The following is a 23,985-nucleotide window of genomic DNA, read 5'->3' as shown; positions in this document are numbered from 1 at the left end:
GGACACAACCCAACGTGCGGCGCAAGAGGTGTTCTTGTTCCGGTGTAGGATAAAAACGGTAGCGATAGGCTTTTTCCATGCCTCACATTATAGTACATCCTTTGTGAGTTTGCTTTTAGTGCTAAAATTCAAGATGCAAAGCCGTCCTGAAGGACGGGGTTTCAGACCCATTTCTCTGATGAAGCATCTTCTGAGCAATAAAACCGCAATGCGCAACAAGACGGTCATGAGCCAGATGATGAATTATGGGGGTGAAGTATGGAAAGAACGAGCAACAGCAACAATACCGTTATTTTATCGGGCGAGAATTTAGCCTATACTGTTGAACCAACCCGCACACTATTTTCCGGTGTGAATGTGGCTGTGGAAAAAGGCGATCGCATTGCCTTAGTCGGAGCAAACGGAAGCGGCAAGTCTACCCTCATGCAGCTATTAGCCGGACAGGTGCAATCTCCGACAGGTTCGGTGCTACGTCGGGGTTCCCTCTATTATTTGCCCCAAGTCAGCACCCTCCGCCATATTGAGCCGGAACAGCCTATTTTTCAGTTCTTAAGCGCCCTGTGTGAGGAATGGTGGCAAATTGATGAGCTTTTGAGAACTCAATTCGCCACGGATTTAGATTTATCTTTACCTCTGCACCGCTTGAGTGGGGGAGAATTAACCAAACTCTTCTTGGCGGTGGGTTTAGCTCAAGCGCCGGATGTGTTGCTGTTGGACGAACCCACGAATCACCTTGATTTACTCACCTTGGAGAGTCTACGCGCCAGTTTGAATCAATTTCTGGGGGCTTTTATTATTGTCTCCCATAAACCCTTTTTTCTCGATCAGGTGGTGACAACGACTTGGGAATTAACACCCTTGGGGGTGAATGTTTATGGCGGCCATTATTCTTTTTATCGCGAACAGAAACGGATGGCTCTAGGGGCTGCACTGCGATCGTATGAAGTGGCCAAAAAAGCCTTAAAACGGGCTAAAACCACCGCCCTAGCTGAACAAAAACGAGCCGCACAGTCCCAGAAACGGGGTGAACAAAAAGCGGCGAGTGGCAGTATGGGTAAGATGGCAAAACGCTATTTTGCTAATCGGGCCTCTTCAACCGCAGGTAAAGCCGCCGAAAAAAACGAGGCCGCCCTTGAACAAGCGGCTCAAAAGGTGGCGGAGACGAAGATTAAAACGAGGAAAGCAACGAATATTCAACTCGAAGAAAAAAGCCTGAAACGCAAGACCCTACTTGAGATTCACAACGCTTCCCTGACCGTGGGCGATCGCCTGTTAATCGAGAATTTTAACTTGCATCTGGTTTCCGGCGATCGAGTCGCCCTCGCTGGCCCCAATGGTTCCGGCAAATCCAGCCTGATTAAAGCCCTCTTTACCCCTGACGCGGCCGGAATGGTCAAAGCAGAGCAACGGCGACTCGCCCCAGCCATGACTGTGGTTTATCTCGACCAAAACTATGGATTAATCAATCGTCAAAAAACGATATTAGAGAATATGCAGGCGGCCAATCCCCAGTTATCCTATCAACTGTTGCGGCAACAGTTGGGTCATTTTCTATTCTTTAACGATGAGGTGTATCGGTCGGCAGGCGTGTTGAGTGGGGGAGAATTGGCCCGATTAGCGATCGCCATGATCAGCATTTCCGAGCTTGATTTACTCATTCTTGATGAACCCACCAACAACCTAGACATTGAAACCGTCGAGCAAATGATTCAAGGGATTAATGACTATCAAGGCGCAATGTGGGTGATTTCCCATGATCTTGACTTTTTGAGCCAAATCCAAATTAATCGGGCTTTTAAGCTTCAGGATCAAGCCTTACAACCCACAACATTTTTGCCCCAAGACACCGAAGCATATTATCAAGAATTGCTCTATCATTAATCCTGCTAGTCAAGGTTAGATCACAGGAAGGGACTCTGTTGCGAAAGTTCCAGAGGACGAGTAACCTAGAAGAAATATCCATTTCTCCTCCGGGATGATGATCATGAATTCACTCTCTACTTTAATAGTCAGTGATACTTGGGTTCAGGCGACCTGGAATGAATACCTAAGTGCTTTGGATGACCCCGCCCATGCTAACTCCAAGGGCTATTATAGTGATGGGCGAATGCGATTAGAAATGCAACTCTCCGTAGGCTTTGACCACAGCAAAGATCATAGTGTGATTTCTCTGGCTGTTAACTTGTACAGCATTTTGAAGGCGATCGCATTTAGAGAATTAGACAACTGTTCTTTCCGCAAACCGGGCTATGTCGAATTTCAGCCAGATTTAGCCTATTACCTTGGCAACAAGGCAACCGCCATCCCTAGCGGCACGGACATTGTAAATCTGGAAAAGTATCCGGTGCCGGATTTAGTGGTGGAGGTGGCAAAATCATCCCTGTTGGACGATCGCACCGTTAAGCGAGTGCTGTATGAAGAGGTGGGAATTGCTGAATATTGGATTGTGAACGTGGAAAGGGGGGAAGTCTTAGCTTATCAAATGAGCGATCGCGGCAGTCAACGAATTGATATCTCTGTGATGTTTCCGGGGCTGGAGATAGTGACCCTAGACCAAGCACTACAACGGAGTCGCAGTCAAGACCAGTCCCAAGTGGGGGCTTGGTTAATGGGTCAGTTTCAGTCCGTTGATCACGGATAATGCTCAATTATCCTTGACACTCCCATCGCTAAAAGCGAGGGATTCTTGGTTAAATCAACCTACCCCTTTAGAAAACTTCGCCCTTGCTGTTTTTGCCCCCTCTAAATTTGTACCGTCCAAATTAGCACCGGATAAATCCGCCCCCCTTAAGTCAGCTTCCCCAAAATTAGCACCGGATAAATCCCCTCGTAACAATTTAGCCGACTTTAAAATTGCCTCTCTAAAATCACCTTTACTGGCATTCACTCGACTTAAATCCGCCTTTTCTAGGTCAGTATCATTGAGATTTCCCCCAGTCAAATTCGCCCGTTTGAGAATCGCTCGTTCTAAATTCGCCGCATTCCAAATGGCATCACTCCCATCAATTTGTACCAGACTCGAATTTTTTAGATTAACTTTATTGAAATTAGCATCACTTAAATCTGCTTTATCCCAATCAGAACGCTTAAATTCAGCCAGTTTAAACGTAGTTTCCGTTAAGTCCGCTTTTTCTAAACTGGTTTTTTCCCCTGTTGCTTTAACAAAACTCCCTTCGATGATTTCGGCCCGGTCAAAAATAGCCTCATCTAGAATGGCCTCATTGGCCACAACTTGAGTGAGAACCGCTTTTTCAAGATTCGCCTCGGTTAAATTCGCCTCGGTTAAATTCGCTCCCGTTAAATTGGCACCTTGGAGATTCGCCCCCGTTAAGTTTGCTCCGGCTAAATTCACACCACTTAAGTCTACGTTGGATAAATCCGCCCCTTGTAAATCAGCTTCCTGTAAATCGGATTCCGTGAGATCGGATTTTTTCAGGTCAGAATCACTCAAATCCGTAGCTTGTAGGTTTTCTTCGCTCAGATCGCGATCGCGCAAATCCTGATGACTCAAATTAGCCGTTTCCCCAATCTCCCCAGTTTTCACCGCTTCCGCCGCCTGATCTGCCTTTTGTTCTAACTCCCCCCCGGCCGGATCATTCCACTCCTGCACAGGTGCGGGGGCTTCCATCTCCCCCTCTGCCGCTTCCCCCTCCACAGCCCCCTGTTGCACCGTATGAACCGCCTCGTGAACAATCAATTCCTGACCTTCAGGAGTAGACGGTTGATATTCTCCCGCCCCAAAAAAGACATGATTGCCACTGGCAAAAGCCCTAGCATTCAACTGTTCACACAATTCGTAGGCCACCGCATCATCATGAATCAACATCTGACTGGGATCTTGAATCCCCAGTAATTCCTGTAAGGGAATGGTATCCCAAGCTTCTGGGGGAATGGGAACCCCGCCCGTTTGTTTAGCCTGCTCAATTTGTTCTTCTAAGGCAAGGGGGGCCCCATTGGTTTCCTCAGCGTTTTCTGGTGCTTCTACGGGGGCAACTGTATCTTGAACCTCCTCGTTTTCCCTTTGAGCTTGTACCCCCAAATGACTTAAGCTATGGCCAAAACGCTGGGCCTGTTCCATTTGCGCTTGAATGGTCAGTGGGGCGTTTTTTCTCTCTTTTTTCTGAAGGGTAAACCCACTGGAAGCTTGACCAAAGCGATAACGAGGCGGTTTTGATGAATGGTCTTCTTTTCGTTGAATTCCGGTTTTAGCGCGCATCATCTCAATTCCCCCTTCATCCAGTTTAATTGACGCTCATCCAGCTAACGCTATGCCTAACGGCAGGCTCACCCCAAAGCGGTATAGGCGGAACAAGGCGACGGATCTTGGTCGTGTTGACATCATCTCCACACCAATCAAAAGAGTCAAGACCATCTTGAGTCAGGACAGTCTTGATAGCTCCCTTCCTCTCCTTTGACACTCCCCGGTCTAATATCTATCCGCCAGTCTTCCCTCGAATCAGTCTTTATTTTTAAGGTAAAACTCTAGTCTAACAAACATCACTCTCATTTTACAATGAGAATTCTTGAAATCCCACTAGGTCGCCTGATATAATTTTTAAATTTACCATAAAATGGGGAAGTAATGGATGATGATTCAGGTTAAAATCAAGCTATTTGCTGCCTATCAAGAAGCTTATAATAATCAATCAGAAATTGAGCTAACTTTTCCCGAGAATACCCCTGTGAACAGGATTTTAACTCAGATATTGGCAGAACATCCAGAATTAGAAAAATGGCGCGATGTTACCCGGTTTGGCATTAACTATCAATTCGTTGAACCAGAAACAGTGTTACAAGATGGGGATGAGGTGGTTTTAATTCCTCCAGTGAGTGGGGGTTGATTCTCTCATCTTAAATCTGCTTATCTGATGATTTATTCCGTAGTAAAACGGGGAGCGTGTTGAACAATACAATGGGTTTCTAAACCATTGCGAGGTGCTTTGATGTAGTCGGTGACTAAAGACCGGACACAAAGGGAACTATTTAACACATCATGACCCATGAAGGGAACTTGAATGACGCTGGCATTGGGAAAACTTTGGCGGATTTCTTCGGTCCAAGCGGGGGGGGTTAAGACATCATAATTTCCCGTGAGAAATAGGACCGAAATTTCTGAGGTGATGGGTTCTGTAAATTGAGGGGAAACGGGAGGAACATTCCAAGCCTCACATTGACGTTTTTCTCGAATATAAAACCCTTCCGGTCTAAACCATTGGGAATGTTGACGACTAAAGGCTTGGGTCTGCTCAAAAGCCGATAAGGGATACACTTCATGACACATAACAGAGAAATAAACCCCGTCGGTAATGCCAAAATCGGGGAAGGAAAAAATATTACTAATTTCATCATCCCGCAGGTTGCGTTTACCGTTAATCAACTGATGTAAGCGATGAATATAGTAGGGAAGATTTTCTAGGGTATCGATAAAGCTAAGGTGAAAGATGAAGGTATCCACAACATCTTGAAAGGTAAAGGTTTCGTTGTGAAATTGTCCGGTGGTGGTGTCATACCAAGAGAGGGTTAAGGGCGTTTGGTTTAAGCGTTCTTGTAATTCCCTGAAAGCTTGGCGTAAATTAGGGTAGGCAGCTTGACAAGTCGGTTGGCGCTCACAATCCCGCAAGAGTTGTTCAAAGGTTTGTAGGGTGTAGCTGAGGGTGTCTACACTCCAAGCATCCCCGAGGGTCATCATGGAATTAAAAACAATAGTTCTAATGCCTGTGGGGTCTTGACGCAGGGTTTCTAAGGCTAATTTTGTCCCGTAGGAGGTGCCAATTAGGTTCCATTGGGAAAGGTTTAAAGCTTGGCGTAAATCCCGCAAATCTAAAGCGGTTTGGGTGGTGGTATATCCTCGTAGGTCGATGTTTTGCCGCAAAAGGCGATCGCGACAAGCAATAGTTTGTTGCACTAACCATTGATATTCTGCGGAATTCCCCCCTTGCACTTCCAGAGGATAATCCTCTTTAAACTCCTCACAACTTAACGGGGGGTGGGATTGTCCCGTGCCTCGGGGGTCAATAATAATTAAATCGCGATCGCGTCGCAAACTTAGCATCCCCTCCCAAACCGTACTCATCCCATCACTCATCCCCTGACCCGGCCCTCCCCCTAAAATCACCACCGGATCCGGAGCAGGACGGCTAGAATAGCTATACACCCGGGCAAAAAAAACCTGAATCTCTGCACTAGAAGCGACTTGTCGATTTTCCGGCACCGTCAACCACCCACAGTCCACCGCTTCCCCTTGGGGGACAACAAAAGGACAATCTACCCGTTGCCAAGCAGAATCAGGCCCAGAAGAGTGAGATTCTGCCTTGAGAGGTAAACGGACTAAAAAGACTGTCGTGACACTCAGAACACTATAGGCAAGAATCCGGCACTTCAAAAAAGGAATAGCAGACACAGTATTTTTCAGACAAGGAACAGGTTTTGACAATCTCTTTGATTGTCCCCTATAATCCTTCAACAATTACCAAAAAATCAAGAATTGATAATTGATTTCCACCCCTAAAGAGGGGTGGAGTCATGAGCTAGATAATATCCGGTCTAAAGAATATCCAGTCTAGATAATACCCGGACCCTTCCCACCGGACTCATTTACTTCCTGCAATTCGGCCGCACGCTCTTGAACTCGCTCAATTTCCTTAGCGCGTAGATCCCCCGGTTCATTCACATACATTTCCGGCTCCACAGGGAAATTATTCGCTAATCCTTCCCGGTCCACCCTATAACCAGCCGTAGTATCAATTCCACCTTCCGGGGTAGGAGTGGTTTTGAAATTTTCCCCTTCTCGTTCCATCCGTGCCGCCGTTTCTGCGGACACTAAGTTAGGGTCGTAGTTCGCACCTTGATTCTGGATGTTTTCTGGATTCTGGGTATTTTGTGTTTGTTGGTTTGCCATAAAGAACTCCTTAATTTTGCTCCAATTTTTGCCAATTTTTTAGGTTAGGCTGCACAGTCCTTCCGGTTTGAATCCGGTTTGAATCTAACTTGCTCATCATGCTGTGCCATGCTCTTTCACTGAGCAAGAATCGAAGCCTAACGATCTACCTTGGGGACAAAATCAGGTCGTTCTTTATCTTTCCAACCAATGGGACGCTTAGAATTATACCAAGCCAGAGATCCAAAGGTAATAGCGGCTAAAAAACCAATTAGGGTAATGGCAATTAAACCATAGGGAAATGTCGCTGTCCCTACTGACGCTTCCATTACTAAAGGCATATATTGGATGATCCTCCTTTGCCTTGCTTCACTTCCCATTATAGGGAATAATTCAAATTATTTCAAATTTTACTCAGACATTATAGAGAATTTTAAGTTTAATGAAGCTGCTCTAAGCCTTGTATGACAAGGATTTTACAGCCATAAGATATTTTTATATTTAAATCGGTTCTCCATCTTAAATCAGGGGCTAATTTGTGCCTGAAACCCTATCAGCAGACCCTAACTTAGATGAACCCTATGAGATTAGGCTGTTGTTCCTCCATTGGAAAAAGGCAAGAGATTGAACTCTTGCCCGGTAGATTACCCTAAGCGGAGCAAAACTTGTCCAAAAAGAAACGCTCTAACCCACAAACAATCCTAGAAACGATAACCCATCCCAGCTTGAAAACTTAGAGCATCTCCTTGGCTATTTTGATAGGCATTAATCCCCCATTTTCCATCACCATAGACCACAATATTAGACCCTAATTGGGCTTCACCCCCAACGGTGACAACTGGAGCATTTCTGTTCCCCAAGGGGGTGAATTTGCCATCCCGTTCTACGAAAGAATAGCCGCCCCCAACATAAACGTTAACATTGTCAGCAACCGGAATATCGTAGGAAACAATAGGCATGATGGCACTGGTTTCACTGCCGAATAAAACAGCACCCCGAGCGGAAACGGGAACATTAGGAATGGCTAATCGTCCTTGGATATTTCCCCCGAATGTGCCTGAATTTCCGGGCTGTCCATCATGGGTAACACCAACAGAAACCCCACCCCCAACATAGCTGGCATCTGTTCCTCTTTGGGGAACATTTTGCGCGGCGGCCATCGTTGCAGAAACAGCAAGAACGGAGGCAGTAGAAATCACAATTGCAGCATTTTTCAATAATCCTTTCATCTTCACACCTCAATTTGTAGAGTGAGCAGAACACTGATGGCTTAATAGTCGTTGGGCCCAAGTAAAAAGTTCCGAGATTGAGTTTTTATCTGCAAAAAAGGCTGTCAATCTTGATAAAACAAGCTTTCAATTAGGGAATGTATGAACAAAGGAATGATTTTTTTAACTGAGTTAAACCCCTGAGCAATTATTAACAATGAATTATCAAGGCGAAGAGTTAATTAAAATAATCAATGAACGATATCTAGGCAAGAGCGGGAAGTGTCAAGGTAAGCGTTGGACAACCTTTCCCCTCTGCTCCCCTAATAATCGAGTAGGTACATCTTCGCCTGTTCAAAGCCAAAACGCTGTCCTTTCTTCACAAAGCCGAGAAAATCATCCTGTTGCGCATTAGGTAATTTACCCGGTTGATAACCATATAACCACATTTTTTGCTTGATATATAGGGGGAGTTGTCGCAGTTCTTGGTAGTGGACATGAACTGGACTGGGAAACTGAGAGGTTTCGCAATCATGGAAAATAATATCGGCGGCTTCGTAATAGTCCCTGTTGGTATCTAGATGTAATTGGGTATCTGTGGTTAAAAAGACTTTGACCCCGGCAATATCTACAAATAAGCCATAACTGGGCATTAAATACTCATCTGTTAAGATATGAATGACTTGCACTAACTGAAAGGTGAAACGCTGCCACTGAAAAGAACCTGTATTGGCAATAAAATGAGGATTAAAGTAGGTTTCAAGGGTTGCACTTTTGCCGGAAATTGCCTCCATTCCTCCAGCCAGTGTTTTCTGCCAAAGATCCTGACCCACATCCTCGCTGGTGTATAAATTGGGTCGGGAACATTGGGGATTAAATAGGGTCGTAAAGCCGATATACTCTAGTCCACCAACATGATCAGCATGGAGATGACTAATATAAATATCTGTAATATCTAGATGAGAAAACCCGGCTTCATAGAGAGAAAAGCGAATATCTGAACCGCAATCAATTAAGAGTTTATTTTTTTCAGAATCGATTAACAAAAGGTTAGAATGATAATTGTCTGCGCCGACGGTGAATGCCGAGCCAGAGCCTAAAAAAAGCAGTTCTATCATGCTACTGATTTGGGAGAAAAATCTAATAAATTGAAAGAGTTAGGCTTGCATCTGATGATAAAAGTTTTGCAGAATTTGGTTGATTTTAGGAGGTTTAGAGGTAAATTGTATATAGAATTTACCCGGTTCTGAGTCTTTTTCTAAGACTTTGGCATAAACATCATCGCTCAGTTCAGGAAAGAGGGAAGAAGCCAAAAAGTTTAACTTGATGTTGGTTAGGGGGAGGGGTGCAGTGTGGGCATCCATATTATAGGTAATTTCTCCACGATTTTTAGAGAGTTGGCTTAAGTGACCCTTAAAGTCCGCTTGACCCACGTCTTTACCGGAAACAATGGCATATTGTAGGGGGAGTGGCTCAGGGAGAACAACAAATTCTTCTTCATTTGTCTCTAAAAAGAGGTTGTATTCTCCTCCAATGCCGCCAATATCATAGATGGTGATGGGTTTTTTGACTCCTTTGGGGGAGACTTCTTTTTGTCCGTTGATTTTGATTTCGTCTCCGGCGGCTTGTAGGGTGGTTTCTGAGACGAGAATTTGCCCACCGATGGTGTAGCCTTCAATGCGATAGGTGAGGTTAACCTGAGAGCCGACAATGCCGTATTTGGTGCGTTTTTCGGAGCCAATATTCCCGACAACGACTTCCCCGGTATTGATACCAATGCCCATTTCGAGCAGGGGTAAGCCCCATTCTTCCATTTTCTCGTTGACGGGAGTCATGGCTTGCTGCATGGCGATCGCACAAGCAATGGCTCGACGGGGGTCATCCTCCCGTACCGTCGGCGCACCAAATAACACCAGAATCCCATCCCCCATAAATTCATCAATCGTCCCCTGATAGGCCGTGATGGTGTCGGCCATGTATCCCAGATAAAAATTGAGGATTTTCACCACTTCTTCTGGGGGGAGGCGTTCTGATAGAGCCGTAAAGCCCCGTAAATCCGAGGTGAGGATGGTAATTTTCCGCCGTTCTCCCCCCATTTTCAGGCCTTCGGGGTTTTCCAATAGGGTGGCTACTACTTCAGCCGTGAGATAGCGCCCAAAGGTTTTGCGGATATCTCCGGCACTGCGGGCGATATAGGTTGTAATGGCGGCGGTGCTGCCTAAAAAGGCGAGGAAAGGAGGAACAATGGGAATCCACCAGCCATAGAGTAGAGCCATGTAGGTGCTGCCCACCAAGACTAAACTGAGGCCGACGAGGGCTCCAATCCGTTGTAGGGCAAAGATTTGAGTTCCCCCGATATGACGCATGACCCAAGTGCAGGTAGCCCCCAATGTGGCCCACAAGGCAATCCACAGCCAATCCCAAGGTTCCGCCCAACTGGTGATCAAGGGGCGCTCATCAAGGACAGTGCTGAGGATTTGGCTAATAATATGACCGTGGAGTTTCACACCGGGGATGGGAACCGGGGGGGAGAGGAGATCACTACTGTAGGGGGTAAAGAAAAAGTCTTTGGAACTTTCGCTAATGCTACCAATGAGAATAATGCGATCGCGCCCCCAATCCTCCGGCAGTCGATCCTGTAATACATCACGAAATGGCACCACCTCAAAGGGTTGAGGATGGGCGCGATAGTTCAACACCATCTGATACCCCCCCACATCTGCCCCCACGTAGCCCCCAATATTCCCCCCAATGCGTCGAAATACCGTATCTTTAAACTTCCAGTCCCCCGTGGCCTCTTCTGCCTCCGGTGCAATGCCTTCTGCGGCAAAATACAAAGCGGCCAGATAGGTCGCAAAGGAGGGCATAGTGTTCCCCTCCTGATCTTCGAGGGAAATCAGCGCCCGTCGGACTCGACCATCTGGGTCTAACACCAAATCATTAAACCCCACTTGACCTTTAGCCGCCAAGGCAGGAGGAGGAAGCACCGTTTCGCGATCGCGATCGCCCACCACCTTCTGAATCCCGATTAAATTCGGCGTTGTCTCCAACACCTCCACCAACTCCTCATACCCCGGATTCACAGGTTGATCCCGGTAAATATCCCAACCAATCGCCCGAGGATTCTGCTCCCGTAACTTACCAATTAACTCCGCATAGACCGCATCCGGCACAATCCCCTGACCGATGGTCTGAATATCCGCCTCATCCAACCCCACCACCACAATCCGCTCATCCGGCGTTTCCTCCGGTCGCCAGCGCAGAAACTGGTCATACACCCCCCACTCCCATGCTTGCAATACCCCTACACTGCGCAATAGAATCACCAAAACCGTCACCATAGGAGTGGCTACCCAAACACCCCGCCATTGCCAAGCCAGTTTTTTCCATTTTTGTTCCATCAAAACCTCCTTGTGGATACCCCCAGACGCACCCGGTTTGAGAAAGCAGAACACAGAATACTGCCACCCCATCAGAGATATTTCATCCTAGCCGAACTTGCAAACCCCGAACCTTAAAAAATCCGGTTTTCCTGAAAAACACTCAGAAAAACCGGATGATGGGTATAAATCGGGCAGGATTCCCCCTAATTCGCAAAAGGAATATTCGCCAAATCGTCTAACTCCACCGCACTCAACAAATTCGCCCACTCTTGGGCATTAAACTGCCGCAATTGAGCCGCATAAAGCAGCGTTTCATTCCAGATACCCGCTTGAGCAAAACGAGTGGCTGCACTGGCCAATTCCGCCGGACTCAATTCATCAGGACTCGGAACCGCCATTTCACTATCGACCCGTTCAAAAATCCCCGTCACCACCTCATCATTACTGCGGTCATTGGCACTACAGACCAACGAAAAAATCCATTCATACTGCTGCCCAGCTTCTAAGTCCGCCCCCGTCACGTGGAACCGAACAATACCCCCTTCCGTCTTCAAAGATTCCGGTAACGTAAACTCATCATTAAAATAAACCTCTTCCCCCGCTTCATCTAAAATAACCACTTCCCCACCGACAGCCGTCGTCGGCGGAACATATAAAAATAATGTTGGTTCAGCCGCTACAGTTTTACCAACATTATTACTGGGAACCAACACCGTCAGGGGTTTATCATTGGGTCCCTTGGGAACACAAGGTTGTCCGGTGCGAGTTGCCCCCCCAGCAGTCCGACTAGGACTACCACTGCCAGCCGGAGCATTCGGGAAGTTAACGCTCACCTGCAAGGGAAACAAGCCCGGACTGGCCATTGCCGGGGCAATGAGGCTTAAACTCATGAATAAGGGCGCACAACAACGACCCATCCATCCTGATTTAAATTGCGGAAAACCCATCTTTTTCATTACCTTTGCCTTATGTCTGCTAATCCTAATGTCACCTCACCGGATTCAGTGACGAGTCCGGATATATTGAGGCCCGATGATCTAAGACGAACAATCCTGATCAATAGTTGCTTAAGTTACTTACTTTTCATTGTACGGTTGGTTTTCCGTTGGTGTCATCCCATCGTGAACGGAAGAGGGAGTGAACTCCCCACACCCATCCCACCATACTAACCCGGCGGTATAGTATGGGGCTTCTCAGTTTCTAGCTAAATCACGCTTGAATCCGTTACATCAATAGGAATCCCCGCTTGAGCTAATAAATCATCATCCTTGTACACTTCCAAATCAAACCAGAACGTGCTACCTAAACTCACCTCACTAATTAAATGAACGCGGCTATGGTGTTTTTCTACAATATTACGCACAATGGATAAACCTAACCCCGTTCCTTCTAAAGTATGTACCCGGTTTTCCACCCGAAAAAAGCGCTCAAAAATCGCCTGTTGATCTTCTGGGTCAATGCCTGTCCCGGTGTCTGAGACTTCCACCCGCACTTTCTGCACCTCTTCCCTCACGCTGTTTTCTGACTCAATGGTATAAGCGCGAATGGTAACTCTCCCTCCCTCAGCGGTGAATTTTAAGGAATTACCCACTAAATTGGCAAAGACCTGTAACAGTAAATCATAATGCCCTAAAACTGAGGGTAATTCTGACTCAATTTCTTGGGTTAATTCAATGCCTTTATCTTTGGCATTCAATTGATAGGTTCTTAAGGTTTGTTCAATGGGTCTAGCCAACTCAACGGCTTCTAATTTGTAAGTTTTAGATGACTCTAAACGGGATAAATCTAACACATCATTGACTAAACGAGTGAGTCGATCTGTTTCATTGTTGGCCGTGTGTAAGAACTCTCGCCGTTCTTCCTCACTTAAATCCTCGCCATACTCATAGAGGGTTTCAATAAAAGATTTTATATTAAATAAGGGCGTGCGCAATTCATGGGATACATTACTAATAAATTGACTCTTCGCCTCATTTAATTCTACTTCTCGGGTAATATCTTGCACTGTCATAGCAATGCCTTTGATATTTTCCCGATATTGATCAAACACTTGGGTTAATAAAATACGGATAGTGCGTTCTGTGGGTTCAGATAAGGTAATGCGAAACTCATCCCCTTCCCGGTCGCGAGTCATGCCTTCCCCTACTTCTTCGGCTTTATGGGGGAGACGATGAGCGATTTGATATAGGGGACGGGTTAATTTTACTGTGACGTTCGGAGGGAGGTGGTGCAACACATTTTTACCCGCGACTTCTTCCCCTTCCCAAGCAAAAATCCGGCGGGCGGTTGGATTCACTAAAATAATATCGAGGTTGGTATTTAATAGTACCGCACCATCGGCAATGGTGGACACTAAGGTTTCTAATTTGGCTTTTTCGGCGGTTAACTCTTCAATATTTTGTTCTTCGTAACGTTCCAAACGTTCCGCCATTTCGTTGAAACTATGGATTAATTCTCCTAACTCTCCCCCAAAGGGTAAATCAATCCGTTGTTTAAAGTTTCCGGCGGCAATGTTTTTTACCCCCACTAATAATTCTTTAATGGGTTTGGTAATGGTCAGGGCATTAAACACCACGCCTAACATCACCATTGACCAAATGGAAATAAATACGGCAATGGTGACATCGCGGGTTAAGTTGGAGGAAACTACGACGGTGGGATTGGGGTTAATTCCTACGGCTAGTACGCCTAAATACTGCCCTTCATGATTAATGGGGACAAACACATCCGTCACTTCTCCATCGGGGGTTAAATGTTGCCGCACCATCGGAAAGTCAGAATTCGCAGCATAGGCTTCGGGGAGTTGAATCCTTCGTTGAATTGTTAAGGAGTTTTGAACGGCGGCCTCGGAGTAGGGAATGCCGAAGAAAATGCGACCGTCTCCATCGGCATAGAGGAGGTAGCGCACGCTGGAGGTGCTGCTATAGAAGCGACTGGAGAAGCGGGATACTTCCGTCAGGTTGTTTTCAGCAATCAAGGGGGCAACATTGGCGGCTAGGAGTAACCCTAAATCTCGACCAAACCGAGTATCATTCATCCGAGCATCTTGTTGGATGGTGTTGACGGCCCAAAAGGTTAAGCCACTCATGACTAGAGACACAACCAAGGTCGCGCCAGCCATGAGTCGGGTTTGGAGGGTGAACTCTGACCACCAACGATTGATGACTTGTCGAATCGTCTTTAGTAAGGTTAACAAGGTGGGAAAGAAAAGAACTATAAGGTATGGTTACGCTGCATTATACCGAATTACTCGGGGGTTGCTGGGGGTTGGGGGGGGTGGATGCTTCGGGGACAGAGGGGGTTTCTGATGCCGGGGAGGGGGATGGAGGAGATGGGAGGATTTCTGGGATCATGCTATCTTCCTCTATGCTATCTTCCTCTATGCTATCTTCCTTTGTGCTGTCTTGTTCTGTGGGGGCAACTAGGGGGGGCGGGGTAACTTGGGGGGGTTTAGATTTGACCCGATAGGCGATGTCGGGGCGGTAGTAGATGCCCTCGAATTCAATCTGGTGGATGGCGTTGTAGGCTTTGGCGATCGCACGATCAAAATCTTCGGCTAGGGCTGTTACTCCTAACACGCGCCCCCCATCGGTTACAAAGCCCTTACCTTTTTGTTTTGTTCCCGCATGGAAAATAAACACATCCTCAGCTTCTAAATCTAAGCCACTAATCTCTTTGCCCTTTTGGAAACCCCCCGGATAGCCCCCAGAGGCAGCCACCACACAAACGGACTGTTTTTCTTTCCACTCAATGGGCGGGAAGTCCGCTAATTTTTGCTCCACACAGGCGAGGAGGATTTGATGTAATGGGGTTTCGAGGAGGGGTAAAATAGCCTGAGTTTCCGGGTCGCCAAAACGACAGTTAAACTCTAAAACCTTGATATCTCCTTGGGGGCTAATCATTAACCCTGCGTACAATACCCCACAATAAGTGATTTTCTGGCGTTGGAATTCTGCCAGAGTAGGATCTAGCACCTCCCGTTCAATGCGCTGCATTAACTCCGGAGTAACGAGGGGAGCCGGGGAATAGGCCCCCATGCCTCCGGTATTTTCCCCGGTGTCCCCTTCCCCGATGCGTTTATGATCTTGGGCGGTTAATAGGGTGCGATAGGTCAGGCCATCCGTAACCGCAAAGACAGACACCTCTTGCCCGGTGAGATATTCCTCTACCACCAATTTCCGCACTCCTTGGTCCCAGAGGGCATCAACAGCCCCATAAGCTTGGGTAATAGTTTCGGCAACAACAACCCCTTTCCCGGCCGCTAAACCATCGGCTTTGACCACAATGGGCGCGCCTTGTTGGGTAATATATTCTCGCGCCTTGGCTGTATCAATAAAAGTTTTAGATTTGGCTGTGGGAATCCCGGCTTTTTTCATGAAGAGTTTCGCCCAGGACTTGCTCGATTCAATTTGCGCCCCGGTTTTCGTTGGCCCAAATACTTTCAGGTCTTGAGATTGGAGAAAGTCCGTAATACCGCCTGCTAGGGGAACTTCTGGCCCCACCACTACGAGGGACACCCCTTGCACATTGGCAAAGCGGGCAATCCCTTCAAAGTCATCCACACGCATGGGCAGATTTTGGCAACGTTCTAGGGTGGCAGTCCCCCCATTCCCCGGCACACAAATCACTTTGCTCACCTTGGGGGATTCTAATAATTTCCAGACCAAAGCGTGTTCACGACCGCCATTTCCGACCACTAGAATTTTCATTACCTTTTTTCACTCCAGACGAATGCAATAAACCCCAAGGGTAGAATTCTGATTTTGGGCAGATTGTGCCTCACTTTACCCGCAAGTCACTATAAAACGGTTCTTGGGGAAATTCAAGCATCCGGATGTGGGGATCGGGGGATCCCGGGGAAGGAAGGGGGGGCAAAGGCTTGAAGGCTTTCGGTTTGGCGGTTTTTCTGGGAGGGGAGAAGGCGATCGCGAAAACCAAAAACGTTAAAAATAGTAAATATACTTATCATATCTCCGCAAAATCACAGAAAATTAAGAAATACAGAGATTTCGTATCTAATGTTACTAAATCTTTCTAGGATAAGAAAGCTCGATTTAATATCTTAATGACCGATCTAGGAGGTCAGCAATGCTTCAATCCGTTCAATACTCTATCGATGTTATTCGGGAAGAGGTACGCCATTTGGTTTGGAACGGTCAATTGAGCCGCCAACAGCCGATTTACGCTCTGTGCCAGTTTATTCCCGGACGGGAATGGGCTTGGGTGGAATGTGAATTGGAACGTCATGGTTATTTGTTGCGCGATCGCGTTATTGACTTAATGGGGCGCGAAGACTGGGACGAAGACTAAGAATATCCAATCTCACGACTCTTGTCGAGTCCTGCTTTTGTCTAGACTAATTCCCACGTACCCCGTCGGGTTTCCGGTCTTTTGTGTCAAAATAGAACAAGATGCAGCCTACCAGGTGTGAATTTAAAGTTCTATGACAGAATTTCAGCAACCCGGCATTCAGTTCCTTTCCGTCGAAGAATCCGCCCATGTAGACCAGGCGTTGCTCTCGTCTTCGGAGAAGTTCTTAACTCGTCTGACCATTTCTTCCCTACGTTTATTACAAGTTATTGCCCAAGACTATCAGGTTTCCATTGCCGAATTATCTCATCAACAGATTATCCAGTGGTTTGAAAAGGATAGTAAAATTCGCCGTGAACAAGGTATAGATGCCGCCGTTCTCAAGTGGTGATCGGATTAACTAAGCCAACATGGATAAACCCTATTTAATTAATATTGAGCCGTCTTTAGGTCAAGCAGAGGCTCTTATTTTTGTGGATGGTTATTTGTCAGATCGAGCGGATACCTTGGCGGAAAATTACCAATGGTGGACTATCCTGAGACAAGCAGGCTGGCAGGGGTCAATTTATTATTTATGGTGGGATGTTGCCCAGTTTAGCCCGTCTTTGGAGTTATTATCTCAGTTGGAATCCGAAGCACTCCCCTACTGGCAAAGACACCGTAGTTATGTCAAACGTATTGGCAAAAGTTTTTTACCGAAGTTAATTGCTCAAGAAATTTCGGTGCCTGTGGTTTCGTTAATGGGCTGTTCTCTGGGGTCGAGGATTGCCTACTATGCCATGCGAGAATGGTTTGAAGCGAAACCGATTTTAAAAGATGTGATTTTGTTAGGGGGCATGATTCAGCGCGATCGCAGCAAAAACTGGGGCTATGCGGCATCTAATCTTAACGGCACCTTATTTAATGTTTACAATGGGGAGGATTTACTCCTCATGCGCTTTAGTCAGATTTTGGGCTGGGAACGTAGCCCTTGCGGCATTAAGCCTATTCGAGAAGTCCATCCCCAAATTCTCAATATTGATGCAGCTCCCCTGATGAAAACCGCGAGCTATTCCCCTAAAAATTATTTATCGGTTTTGAGCCGGATTTTGACATCCTCACCGCCCTAGTAGGGGGGCAGACCGAAAATTTTCCAGGGGAGAAAAGACTGTGTGAACAATTCCCCAGACTTTAAGCCAAAGTGGGGAAGAAGGCGATCGCACAGAGTTAATATTGACACTCTCAGGGCTAAAGCCTCTGAGTTTCCCGCTTACCGCTATATTTTTTATGAGGGCTAACTTGGGGTCAATCTACGCTGCATCGAACCCCTTGATTGACTCGCCTCTCATCCCCACCCACGAGGGGATGGGGAATTCCCGGCAATCTTTTTAAACTTTAGCTTCCAGCGATTTAAGATATTCCGTATTAACACCAGATTCGCGCACGAGGGCAATTTTTCCGGTGCGGGCAATTTCCCGAATGCCGAACTTGTTCAACATTTGCACAATAGCCACCATTTTCCCCGGATCCCCGACCACCTCAATGGTGAGGGTATCTTCCGACATATCCACAATGCGCGCCCGGAAAACTTGAGCAATTTCAATCACTTCGGCCCGATTAGAAGCCGACGCATTGACTTTAATTAACATCAGTTCCCGTTCCACACAGGGGACTTGGGTAATATCCTGCACCTTGAGAACACTAATCAACTTGTAAAGCTGTTTGATTAGCTGTTCAATAATCCGGTCATCTCCCGGTACTACCATCGTAATGCGTGAGATCCCCACTTGTTCGGCCGGGCCGACGGCTAAACTTTCAATATTGAAGCCACGACGGGCAAATAATCCAGCAATCCGGGTGAGAACCCCAGCTTCGTCTTCAACTAAAACAGAAATCGTGTGTTTCATGGCAATTTATAGTTCAATCAATCAGTTCCGTGACCTGTGTAGGTGGGCAAAAGCGGACAGTCGCTAGAGTTGATGGGATCAGGAGGGGAGGATAACCGATCCCATGATCAATTCCCATGGTCAATGGTGCGATCGCCCCGATGGAAAGCATAACCTTCCAATCGTCCAAACTGACCTTTTTTAGTATAAAGTTCTCTTGGAGGGGATCCGGTCTTTTGTAATTCAGACTTCAGAATTGGGGAAAGTCTATGGCAATCAGTCGTGTGCGTGTTGCACGAGATAAAGCGGAATTGGTTCAAGGGTTGCTGGAAGGCAAAGACACCACCGGCCCGTTTCAAACCTATGCCGATGTGATGGTCTTTGCGGCTGTTTTGGGGGCAAAGTGGAAGAAACGTCTCCCCGTTGAGAAAAGTTCTAACACAGAACCGGGTCCCATTGCACTGGATATTTTTATTTCCAGAGGATACGAGCCAATTATTAAGATATTGGCGATCGCAGAAACCCATGATTTAAAGATTCTCTCGCCCTACAATCGAGAGGCGGAGGAAACCCGCATCCAGATTTTTGAAGAGTATGCCAATGGTGGCTTATTAATCTTACAGGAGGAATTGCGGGGGGCCGTGGACTACACAGAACGCATTCTGTTGATGTTAAGTGATGAACGGTTCCACAAAGAAACCGACTCCGTAGAAGAGTTTGATCTCAGTCGCTTTTTATGATCCATTTACTGCCCCATAACCCACACCAAGGATTACGGAAAACTCACCAAACAAAGGACTTGACAAAATGAGCAAATCATGGAAAAAGATCCATTATTTTTCTAGAAACCCTCATTCTGTCTAATTTTCAGCCCTTGCCCCTCTACCCTAACTCTTTTATTAGCACTCTGTCCCTGAGAGTGCTAAATTTGCTATTGGAGTAATAGCGAAACCTTAAAAGAACAATGGCAAAACTCGTTTCGTTTAATGAAGAATCTAGACGAGCCTTAGAGAGAGGAGTTAATACCCTAGCGGATGCTGTGCGGATTACCCTCGGTCCCAAAGGTCGCAACGTCCTCCTAGAGAAGAAATTTGGCGCGCCCCAAATTGTAAACGATGGGATCACTGTTGCTAAAGAAATCGAAATTGAAGATCCCCTCGAAAATACAGGCGCTCGCTTAATTCAAGAAGTCGCCTCGAAAACTAAAGATATTGCTGGGGATGGCACCACCACCGCCACAGTTATTGCTCAAGCCCTGATCCGAGAAGGCTTGAAAAACGTTGCAGCTGGGGCGAATCCGGTGTCATTGCGTCGGGGCATTGAAAAAACCGTTAATTTCCTGCTAGACGAAATTGAGAAGATCGCGAAACCTGTAGAAGGGAGTGCGATCGCCCAAGTCGCTACCGTGTCTTCCGGCAATGATGAAGAAGTCGGCCGCATGATTGCCGAGGCAATGGACAAAGTGACAAAAGATGGTGTAATTACCGTTGAAGAATCTAAATCCTTATCCACTGAATTAGAAGTAGTGGAAGGGATGCAGATTGATCGGGGTTATATTTCCCCCTACTTTGTCACCGATCAAGAACGGCAAGTGGTGGAATTCGACAATCCTGTTCTGTTGATCACCGACAAAAAAATTAGTGCGATCGCCGACTTAGTACCCGTCTTGGAAAAAGTTGCCCGCGCTGGCACCCCCTTACTGATTATTGCTGAGGATCTCGAAGGGGAAGCCCTCGCTACCCTCGTCGTGAACAAAGCTCGGGGAGTTCTCAATGTAGCTGCCGTCAAAGCTCCCGGATTTGGCGATCGCCGCAAACAAATGTTACAAGACATCGCCATCCTCACCGGAGGCCGTCTAATTTCCGAAGAAGTCGGACTCAGCCTAGAAACCGTCAGTCTCGACATGATGGGTAAAGCCCGCAAAGTCACCATCGACAAAGAAAATACCACCATTGTCGCCGGAGACGAACACCGCAAAGACGTAGACAAACGGATTGCCCAACTGCGCAAACAGTTAGAAGAAACCGATTCCGAATACGACAAAGAAAAACTGCAAGAACGCATTGCCAAACTCGCAGGTGGTGTCGCCGTGATCAAAGTTGGGGCAGCCACCGAAACCGAACTCAAAGACCGCAAACTGCGCATTGAGGACGCACTCAACGCCACCAAAGCTGCTGTAGAAGAAGGGATTGTTCCTGGCGGTGGGACCACTTTAATCCACCTCGCCGCTAAAGTCCACGAATTCAAAGCCACCCTCAGCAACACCGAAGAGCAAGTAGCCGCCAACATTGTCGCCAAAGCCCTCGAAGAACCCTTACGTCAACTGGCCACCAACGCCGGAGTCGAAGGTTCTGTTGTAGTGGAAAAAGTTCGTGAAAAGGAATTTAACGTCGGTTATAACGCCCTCACCGATACCTATGAGGATATGATTGCCGCCGGGATCATTGACCCCGCGAAAGTCGTCCGCTCTGCCCTACAAAACGCCGGATCCATTGCCGGGATGGTCTTAACCACCGAGGCCCTAGTGGTTGAAAAACCCGAACCCGCAGCCCCAGCCATGCCTGATGGTGGCATGGGCGGTATGGGTGGTATGGGCGGCATGGGCGGCATGGGCGGCATGGGTATGATGTAGTCCTGACCGTTTATCTAACCTGAATCGTCAATTTTTAAGGGGTCTGTGATACACAGACTCTTTTTTTGGGAATATTAGCTCTGGAGAGAAAATTCAATATTGAGTAGAATTTCCACCCTATCCCCTCCAAATCGCTAAAGATTGACTACTCTGTGATCGTTATTCGGTTGTGCTTTCGCTGTAACCAACCGACTGATCAGTATCTTGTCATCTGGCCTTTCCTAGCTAGGACTTGACAAATGTGGTCAATCATGCACAAGGAAAGTTAATATTTTTTTACAAAAAAATAGGGGGTGGGGGGTGACACCCCCCACTTAGGATGCTATATTTAAATCATGTAGATGCACCCTGATGATTGGGGGAGTCACCCAGGTGGCTCTCTTTTTTTTGCGCTTTTTTTGTTGACCACTTTTCGATTCAATCCCCACACCCGATACAGTGAATAGTAATCAGTGATTAATGATCAATACTCAACGCCCCTAGCCCCCGTTAAAGGGGGCTAGGAGCAAAAATACAGGCTTAACTGGTCACCAATAGCCTTGGGTGTAGCAAAGCGCGAAACCCAACCTACAGATAGCCTTGAGACAGTCATAAGAAACGTCTATAAGACCGCTTTTTTGTCATCCCCTACCACAGAACGCATTCCTTCCAACGTAGCAGCAATACTACGCGGATCCATGAACATGACCTTACTGCTGCCACTACTGCCAATGATTTGACCCATATCTAAATATTGTTGAGTCAGCAAGAATTGCAGACTTTCCCGAGCCATTGGATCATTTTTCAGTTTCTCCACAATAATATCAATGGCGCGGGCAGTGGCTTGAGCTTTCAGAACTTCCTGTTGAGCAGCCGCCTCTGCTTTTAAGACTGTTCCTTGTTTTTGGGCTTCTGCGTCCAAGATAGCCGCTTTCTTTTGGGCTTCCGCTTGTAAAACTTGGGCTTCCGCACGACCTCGCGCCGCATTCACCGCCGAATCGCGCTCCCCTTCTGAGGTTAAAATAGCCGCCCGTTTTTTCCGTTCCGCCGACATTTGCAGTTCCATGGACTCCTGCACCGCACGGGAGGGGGTAATATCCCGCAATTCTACCCGCGTGATTTTCACTCCCCAGGGATCTGTGGCAATGTCTAATTCTCGCAGTAGGATTTCGTTAATCTCTGTCCGGGCGGTAAAGGTTTCGTCAAGTTCCAGTTTCCCCATTTCAGCCCGAATTTGGGTCAGCACGAGGTTTTCCATCGCCTTTTGCAGGTTTTCTACCCGGTAGTAGGCTTTTTCCATGTCCATGATGCGCCAATACACCACCGCATCGGCGCTAATGCCTACATTGTCTTTGGTGATACAGGATTGGGCGGGAATATCGAGAACTTTTTCCCGGGTGGTTTCTTGATAAACCACTTTATCGATAAAAGGAACAACAAAGTTTAAGCCGGGGGTGAGTTTTTTCTTGTAACTACCCAAACTTTCAACGAGGGCTTCGTTTTTCTCACTAACGATTTTTACACTTCCTAGGAGGGTAGAACCGCCAAAAGCTAGTACAACTATCCAAACAAAGGGATTCATAATTTAATTCCTCAAGATCGATGGGCAGATTTAAAACTTTAGGTGATGCCGCTCTAGTGTACAAGATGTAGAATCGGGACTTATTCAGGGTCAGTAGGATTTAAGACCACAGCCGTGGGCATGACGATTAAGGTGTTGCCCTTGCGTCCAATGATATAAACTGGTTTGTGGGATGCGATCGCCAATTTCTCATCCCCACACTTTGCACTCCAAGAATTGCCCTCATATAGCACCCGTCCCGTCTCCCCCGGTGGAATAGCCGTCAGCGTCTGTCCTTCCTTATCTTCCTCAATGACACGACTCGCTTTATAGGAAGGAGTAAACATCCGCCGCGACAGCACAATTAACAGTGTGGAAAAAATCAACCACAGCAGAACCTGTAAACTAAACTGAGGAACAATGAGCGCGCACAACGCCACAATTAAAGCAGCAACGCCCATCATAAATTCCACAAATGCCGTAGGAAAGATTAGTTCCATCCCACACAAAATAACTCCAGTAATAAGCCAGAGGAGAGGAGGACTCAACATGATGGGATTAAAGGGCATGATATTAAGGCGACAGGGAAAATCAACATTCCGCCATCTGACCTCATTCTAGCCGAAGGTTTTTCCTCTGTGTTGATGCTCTCCCAACAACTTAATACGGATATATAGCGTTCTCCCCAAGTATTTTCATTCCCCTCACTTCACCTACGTCTAATCTTGCCTTTTCTCAGTATTTTTCCAGTTCAGCTTCCGTATTTTGGCTTATGCCAATTTCCGAACTGTCACCTCTCGACAAACACCCCAGACCTCCCCACCCCATAATCAGATTGTGTGTGTGAGGAATCGAACAAGAAAGCCTTTGGGGTCGAAACACGGCAAGACTCCCAGAGGCTTTCTTTCTACTCGGGTTCATATACTCCCGCATTACCAAAAACTTGGGTCTAAAGCCCCGTCCTTCCAGGACGGCTTTTTATGCCGGATGGTAAAATGTAACCATGATTGTACTTGAGTTTAAAGCCTACGGCAAAACCCAGTAAGTTCGGGCAATCGACGAAGCGATCCGGACAGTTCAGTTCATCCGCAACAAAGCCATTCGATATTGGATGGATAATCGGGGAACTGGGCAAAACGATCTGCAAAAGCTGTGCGCTCAACTTGCCAA

At 46.8% G+C, this 23,985-nt stretch carries 23 protein-coding genes; 8 read left to right on the top strand and 15 right to left on the bottom strand.

The window, feature by feature from the left end; genetic code table 11:
- A partial coding sequence (locus K4A83_RS23410) for a helix-turn-helix domain-containing protein (protein ID WP_407810042.1) occupies nucleotides 1-79 on the bottom strand: 79 nt, incomplete at its 3' end.
- 179 nt (nucleotides 80-258) lie between these two features.
- Between K4A83_RS23410 and abc-f the strand changes: the two genes are divergently transcribed.
- Together abc-f and K4A83_RS14900 are read left to right on the top strand one after the other, a co-directional pair.
- Nucleotides 259-1,881 carry a ribosomal protection-like ABC-F family protein gene (gene abc-f / locus K4A83_RS14905; RefSeq protein WP_265265407.1) on the top strand — a complete coding sequence of 541 codons (1,623 nt, stop codon included), beginning with the start codon at nucleotides 259-261 and terminating at the stop codon, nucleotides 1,879-1,881.
- A gap of 103 nt (nucleotides 1,882-1,984) precedes the next feature.
- Nucleotides 1,985-2,641, top strand: a complete 657-nt coding sequence (locus tag K4A83_RS14900; RefSeq protein WP_265265406.1) for a Uma2 family endonuclease — start codon at nucleotides 1,985-1,987, stop codon at nucleotides 2,639-2,641.
- Between the two features lie 54 nt (nucleotides 2,642-2,695).
- Here K4A83_RS14900 and K4A83_RS14895 read toward each other — a convergent pair whose 3' ends face one another.
- Nucleotides 2,696-4,219 (bottom strand): pentapeptide repeat-containing protein, encoded by a 1,524-nt coding sequence (locus K4A83_RS14895; protein WP_265265405.1) that lies wholly within the window; start codon nucleotides 4,217-4,219, stop codon nucleotides 2,696-2,698.
- A 370-nt stretch (nucleotides 4,220-4,589) separates the two neighbouring features.
- Here K4A83_RS14895 and K4A83_RS14890 point away from each other — a divergent pair, with 370 nt between their 5' ends.
- On the top strand, nucleotides 4,590-4,841 hold the full coding sequence (locus K4A83_RS14890) for a MoaD/ThiS family protein (protein ID WP_407810041.1): 252 nt from the start codon (nucleotides 4,590-4,592) through the stop codon (nucleotides 4,839-4,841).
- Nucleotides 4,842-4,873: 32 nt separating this feature from the next.
- Here K4A83_RS14890 and K4A83_RS14885 read toward each other — a convergent pair whose 3' ends face one another.
- The 9 genes from K4A83_RS14885 to purD all read right to left on the bottom strand — a co-directional run bounded on the left by K4A83_RS14885 (nucleotide 4,874) and on the right by purD (nucleotide 16,177).
- Complete coding sequence (locus K4A83_RS14885; protein WP_265265403.1) at nucleotides 4,874-6,400, bottom strand: alpha/beta hydrolase; 1,527 nt, start codon at nucleotides 6,398-6,400, stop codon at nucleotides 4,874-4,876.
- 159 nt (nucleotides 6,401-6,559) lie between these two features.
- Nucleotides 6,560-6,898 carry a hypothetical protein gene (locus K4A83_RS14880; protein ID WP_265265402.1) on the bottom strand — a complete coding sequence of 113 codons (339 nt, stop codon included), beginning with the start codon at nucleotides 6,896-6,898 and terminating at the stop codon, nucleotides 6,560-6,562.
- A gap of 137 nt (nucleotides 6,899-7,035) precedes the next feature.
- Entirely contained in the window at nucleotides 7,036-7,218 is a 183-nt protein-coding gene (gene psb35 / locus K4A83_RS14875; RefSeq protein ID WP_265265401.1) for a photosystem II assembly protein Psb35, read from the bottom strand.
- A gap of 360 nt (nucleotides 7,219-7,578) precedes the next feature.
- Nucleotides 7,579-8,106: a porin family protein gene (locus K4A83_RS14870; RefSeq protein WP_265265400.1), complete on the bottom strand. Its 528-nt coding sequence runs from the start codon at nucleotides 8,104-8,106 to the stop codon at nucleotides 7,579-7,581.
- 302 nt (nucleotides 8,107-8,408) lie between these two features.
- Nucleotides 8,409-9,203: an MBL fold metallo-hydrolase gene (locus tag K4A83_RS14865; protein WP_265265399.1), complete on the bottom strand. Its 795-nt coding sequence runs from the start codon at nucleotides 9,201-9,203 to the stop codon at nucleotides 8,409-8,411.
- A 39-nt stretch (nucleotides 9,204-9,242) separates the two neighbouring features.
- Complete coding sequence (locus K4A83_RS14860; RefSeq protein ID WP_265265398.1) at nucleotides 9,243-11,486, bottom strand: CHASE2 domain-containing protein; 2,244 nt, start codon at nucleotides 11,484-11,486, stop codon at nucleotides 9,243-9,245.
- 185 nt (nucleotides 11,487-11,671) lie between these two features.
- A complete protein-coding gene (locus K4A83_RS14855; RefSeq protein WP_265265397.1) occupies nucleotides 11,672-12,415 on the bottom strand; it encodes a DUF928 domain-containing protein in 744 nt (247 codons plus the stop codon).
- Nucleotides 12,416-12,672: 257 nt separating this feature from the next.
- Nucleotides 12,673-14,664: a two-component system sensor histidine kinase NblS gene (gene nblS / locus K4A83_RS14850; protein ID WP_265265396.1), complete on the bottom strand. Its 1,992-nt coding sequence runs from the start codon at nucleotides 14,662-14,664 to the stop codon at nucleotides 12,673-12,675.
- 40 nt (nucleotides 14,665-14,704) lie between these two features.
- On the bottom strand, nucleotides 14,705-16,177 hold the full coding sequence (gene purD / locus K4A83_RS14845) for a phosphoribosylamine--glycine ligase (RefSeq protein WP_265265395.1): 1,473 nt from the start codon (nucleotides 16,175-16,177) through the stop codon (nucleotides 14,705-14,707).
- Nucleotides 16,178-16,556: 379 nt separating this feature from the next.
- Here purD and K4A83_RS14840 point away from each other — a divergent pair, with 379 nt between their 5' ends.
- The 3 genes from K4A83_RS14840 (at nucleotide 16,557) to K4A83_RS14830 (ending at nucleotide 17,887) form a co-directional block, all read left to right on the top strand.
- A complete protein-coding gene (locus K4A83_RS14840) occupies nucleotides 16,557-16,778 on the top strand; it encodes a DUF4327 family protein (protein ID WP_265265394.1) in 222 nt (73 codons plus the stop codon).
- 133 nt (nucleotides 16,779-16,911) lie between these two features.
- Entirely contained in the window at nucleotides 16,912-17,169 is a 258-nt protein-coding gene (locus tag K4A83_RS14835) for a hypothetical protein (protein ID WP_265265393.1), read from the top strand.
- Between the two features lie 19 nt (nucleotides 17,170-17,188).
- Complete coding sequence (locus tag K4A83_RS14830) at nucleotides 17,189-17,887, top strand: TMCO4 family protein (RefSeq protein ID WP_265265392.1); 699 nt, start codon at nucleotides 17,189-17,191, stop codon at nucleotides 17,885-17,887.
- Between the two features lie 258 nt (nucleotides 17,888-18,145).
- Here the strand turns inward: K4A83_RS14830 and ilvN are convergent, their stop codons facing one another.
- Complete coding sequence (gene ilvN, locus K4A83_RS14825; RefSeq protein ID WP_017303099.1) at nucleotides 18,146-18,664, bottom strand: acetolactate synthase small subunit; 519 nt, start codon at nucleotides 18,662-18,664, stop codon at nucleotides 18,146-18,148.
- A 248-nt stretch (nucleotides 18,665-18,912) separates the two neighbouring features.
- Here ilvN and K4A83_RS14820 point away from each other — a divergent pair, with 248 nt between their 5' ends.
- Together K4A83_RS14820 and groL are read left to right on the top strand one after the other, a co-directional pair.
- Nucleotides 18,913-19,383: a DNA phosphorothioation-associated protein 4 gene (locus tag K4A83_RS14820; protein WP_265265391.1), complete on the top strand. Its 471-nt coding sequence runs from the start codon at nucleotides 18,913-18,915 to the stop codon at nucleotides 19,381-19,383.
- Nucleotides 19,384-19,607: 224 nt separating this feature from the next.
- A complete protein-coding gene (gene groL / locus K4A83_RS14815) occupies nucleotides 19,608-21,275 on the top strand; it encodes a chaperonin GroEL (RefSeq protein ID WP_265265390.1) in 1,668 nt (555 codons plus the stop codon).
- Nucleotides 21,276-21,876: 601 nt separating this feature from the next.
- Here the strand turns inward: groL and K4A83_RS14810 are convergent.
- The 3 genes from K4A83_RS14810 to K4A83_RS14800 all read right to left on the bottom strand — a co-directional run.
- Nucleotides 21,877-22,836, bottom strand: coding sequence for an SPFH domain-containing protein (locus K4A83_RS14810; RefSeq protein ID WP_265265389.1), 960 nt, complete (start codon nucleotides 22,834-22,836; stop codon nucleotides 21,877-21,879).
- An 80-nt stretch (nucleotides 22,837-22,916) separates the two neighbouring features.
- A complete protein-coding gene (locus tag K4A83_RS14805) occupies nucleotides 22,917-23,384 on the bottom strand; it encodes an NfeD family protein (RefSeq protein ID WP_265265387.1) in 468 nt (155 codons plus the stop codon).
- Between the two features lie 380 nt (nucleotides 23,385-23,764).
- Nucleotides 23,765-23,985: hypothetical protein (locus tag K4A83_RS14800; protein ID WP_265265386.1), on the bottom strand; the 221-nt coding region annotated here is incomplete at its 5' end.

This window comes from Spirulina subsalsa FACHB-351 (genome assembly GCF_026130165.1).
GTDB lineage: Bacteria > Cyanobacteriota > Cyanobacteriia > Cyanobacteriales > Spirulinaceae > Spirulina_A > Spirulina_A subsalsa_A.
This window is presented reverse-complemented; position numbering and strand designations above follow the sequence as displayed.

What these genes read in the sequence shown, in the direction of transcription:
- K4A83_RS14870 (WP_265265400.1), bottom strand. Translation starts at nt 8,106, where the DNA reads ATGAAAGGATTATTGAAAAATGCTGCAATTGTGATTTCTACTGCCTCC.
- psb35 (WP_265265401.1), bottom strand. Translation starts at nt 7,218, where the DNA reads ATGCCTTTAGTAATGGAAGCGTCAGTAGGGACAGCGACATTTCCCTAT.
- K4A83_RS14820 (WP_265265391.1), top strand. Translation starts at nt 18,913, where the DNA reads ATGGCAATCAGTCGTGTGCGTGTTGCACGAGATAAAGCGGAATTGGTT.
- K4A83_RS14855 (WP_265265397.1), bottom strand. Translation starts at nt 12,415, where the DNA reads ATGGGTTTTCCGCAATTTAAATCAGGATGGATGGGTCGTTGTTGTGCG.
- abc-f (WP_265265407.1), top strand. Translation starts at nt 259, where the DNA reads ATGGAAAGAACGAGCAACAGCAACAATACCGTTATTTTATCGGGCGAG.
- K4A83_RS14880 (WP_265265402.1), bottom strand. Translation starts at nt 6,898, where the DNA reads ATGGCAAACCAACAAACACAAAATACCCAGAATCCAGAAAACATCCAG.
- groL (WP_265265390.1), top strand. Translation starts at nt 19,608, where the DNA reads ATGGCAAAACTCGTTTCGTTTAATGAAGAATCTAGACGAGCCTTAGAG.
- K4A83_RS14900 (WP_265265406.1), top strand. Translation starts at nt 1,985, where the DNA reads ATGAATTCACTCTCTACTTTAATAGTCAGTGATACTTGGGTTCAGGCG.
- K4A83_RS14810 (WP_265265389.1), bottom strand. Translation starts at nt 22,836, where the DNA reads ATGAATCCCTTTGTTTGGATAGTTGTACTAGCTTTTGGCGGTTCTACC.
- K4A83_RS14840 (WP_265265394.1), top strand. Translation starts at nt 16,557, where the DNA reads ATGCTTCAATCCGTTCAATACTCTATCGATGTTATTCGGGAAGAGGTA.
- K4A83_RS14805 (WP_265265387.1), bottom strand. Translation starts at nt 23,384, where the DNA reads ATGCCCTTTAATCCCATCATGTTGAGTCCTCCTCTCCTCTGGCTTATT.
- K4A83_RS14890 (WP_407810041.1), top strand. Translation starts at nt 4,590, where the DNA reads ATGATTCAGGTTAAAATCAAGCTATTTGCTGCCTATCAAGAAGCTTAT.
- K4A83_RS14895 (WP_265265405.1), bottom strand. Translation starts at nt 4,219, where the DNA reads ATGATGCGCGCTAAAACCGGAATTCAACGAAAAGAAGACCATTCATCA.
- purD (WP_265265395.1), bottom strand. Translation starts at nt 16,177, where the DNA reads ATGAAAATTCTAGTGGTCGGAAATGGCGGTCGTGAACACGCTTTGGTC.
- K4A83_RS14860 (WP_265265398.1), bottom strand. Translation starts at nt 11,486, where the DNA reads ATGGAACAAAAATGGAAAAAACTGGCTTGGCAATGGCGGGGTGTTTGG.
- K4A83_RS14835 (WP_265265393.1), top strand. Translation starts at nt 16,912, where the DNA reads ATGACAGAATTTCAGCAACCCGGCATTCAGTTCCTTTCCGTCGAAGAA.
- ilvN (WP_017303099.1), bottom strand. Translation starts at nt 18,664, where the DNA reads ATGAAACACACGATTTCTGTTTTAGTTGAAGACGAAGCTGGGGTTCTC.
- K4A83_RS14865 (WP_265265399.1), bottom strand. Translation starts at nt 9,203, where the DNA reads ATGATAGAACTGCTTTTTTTAGGCTCTGGCTCGGCATTCACCGTCGGC.
- K4A83_RS14830 (WP_265265392.1), top strand. Translation starts at nt 17,189, where the DNA reads ATGGATAAACCCTATTTAATTAATATTGAGCCGTCTTTAGGTCAAGCA.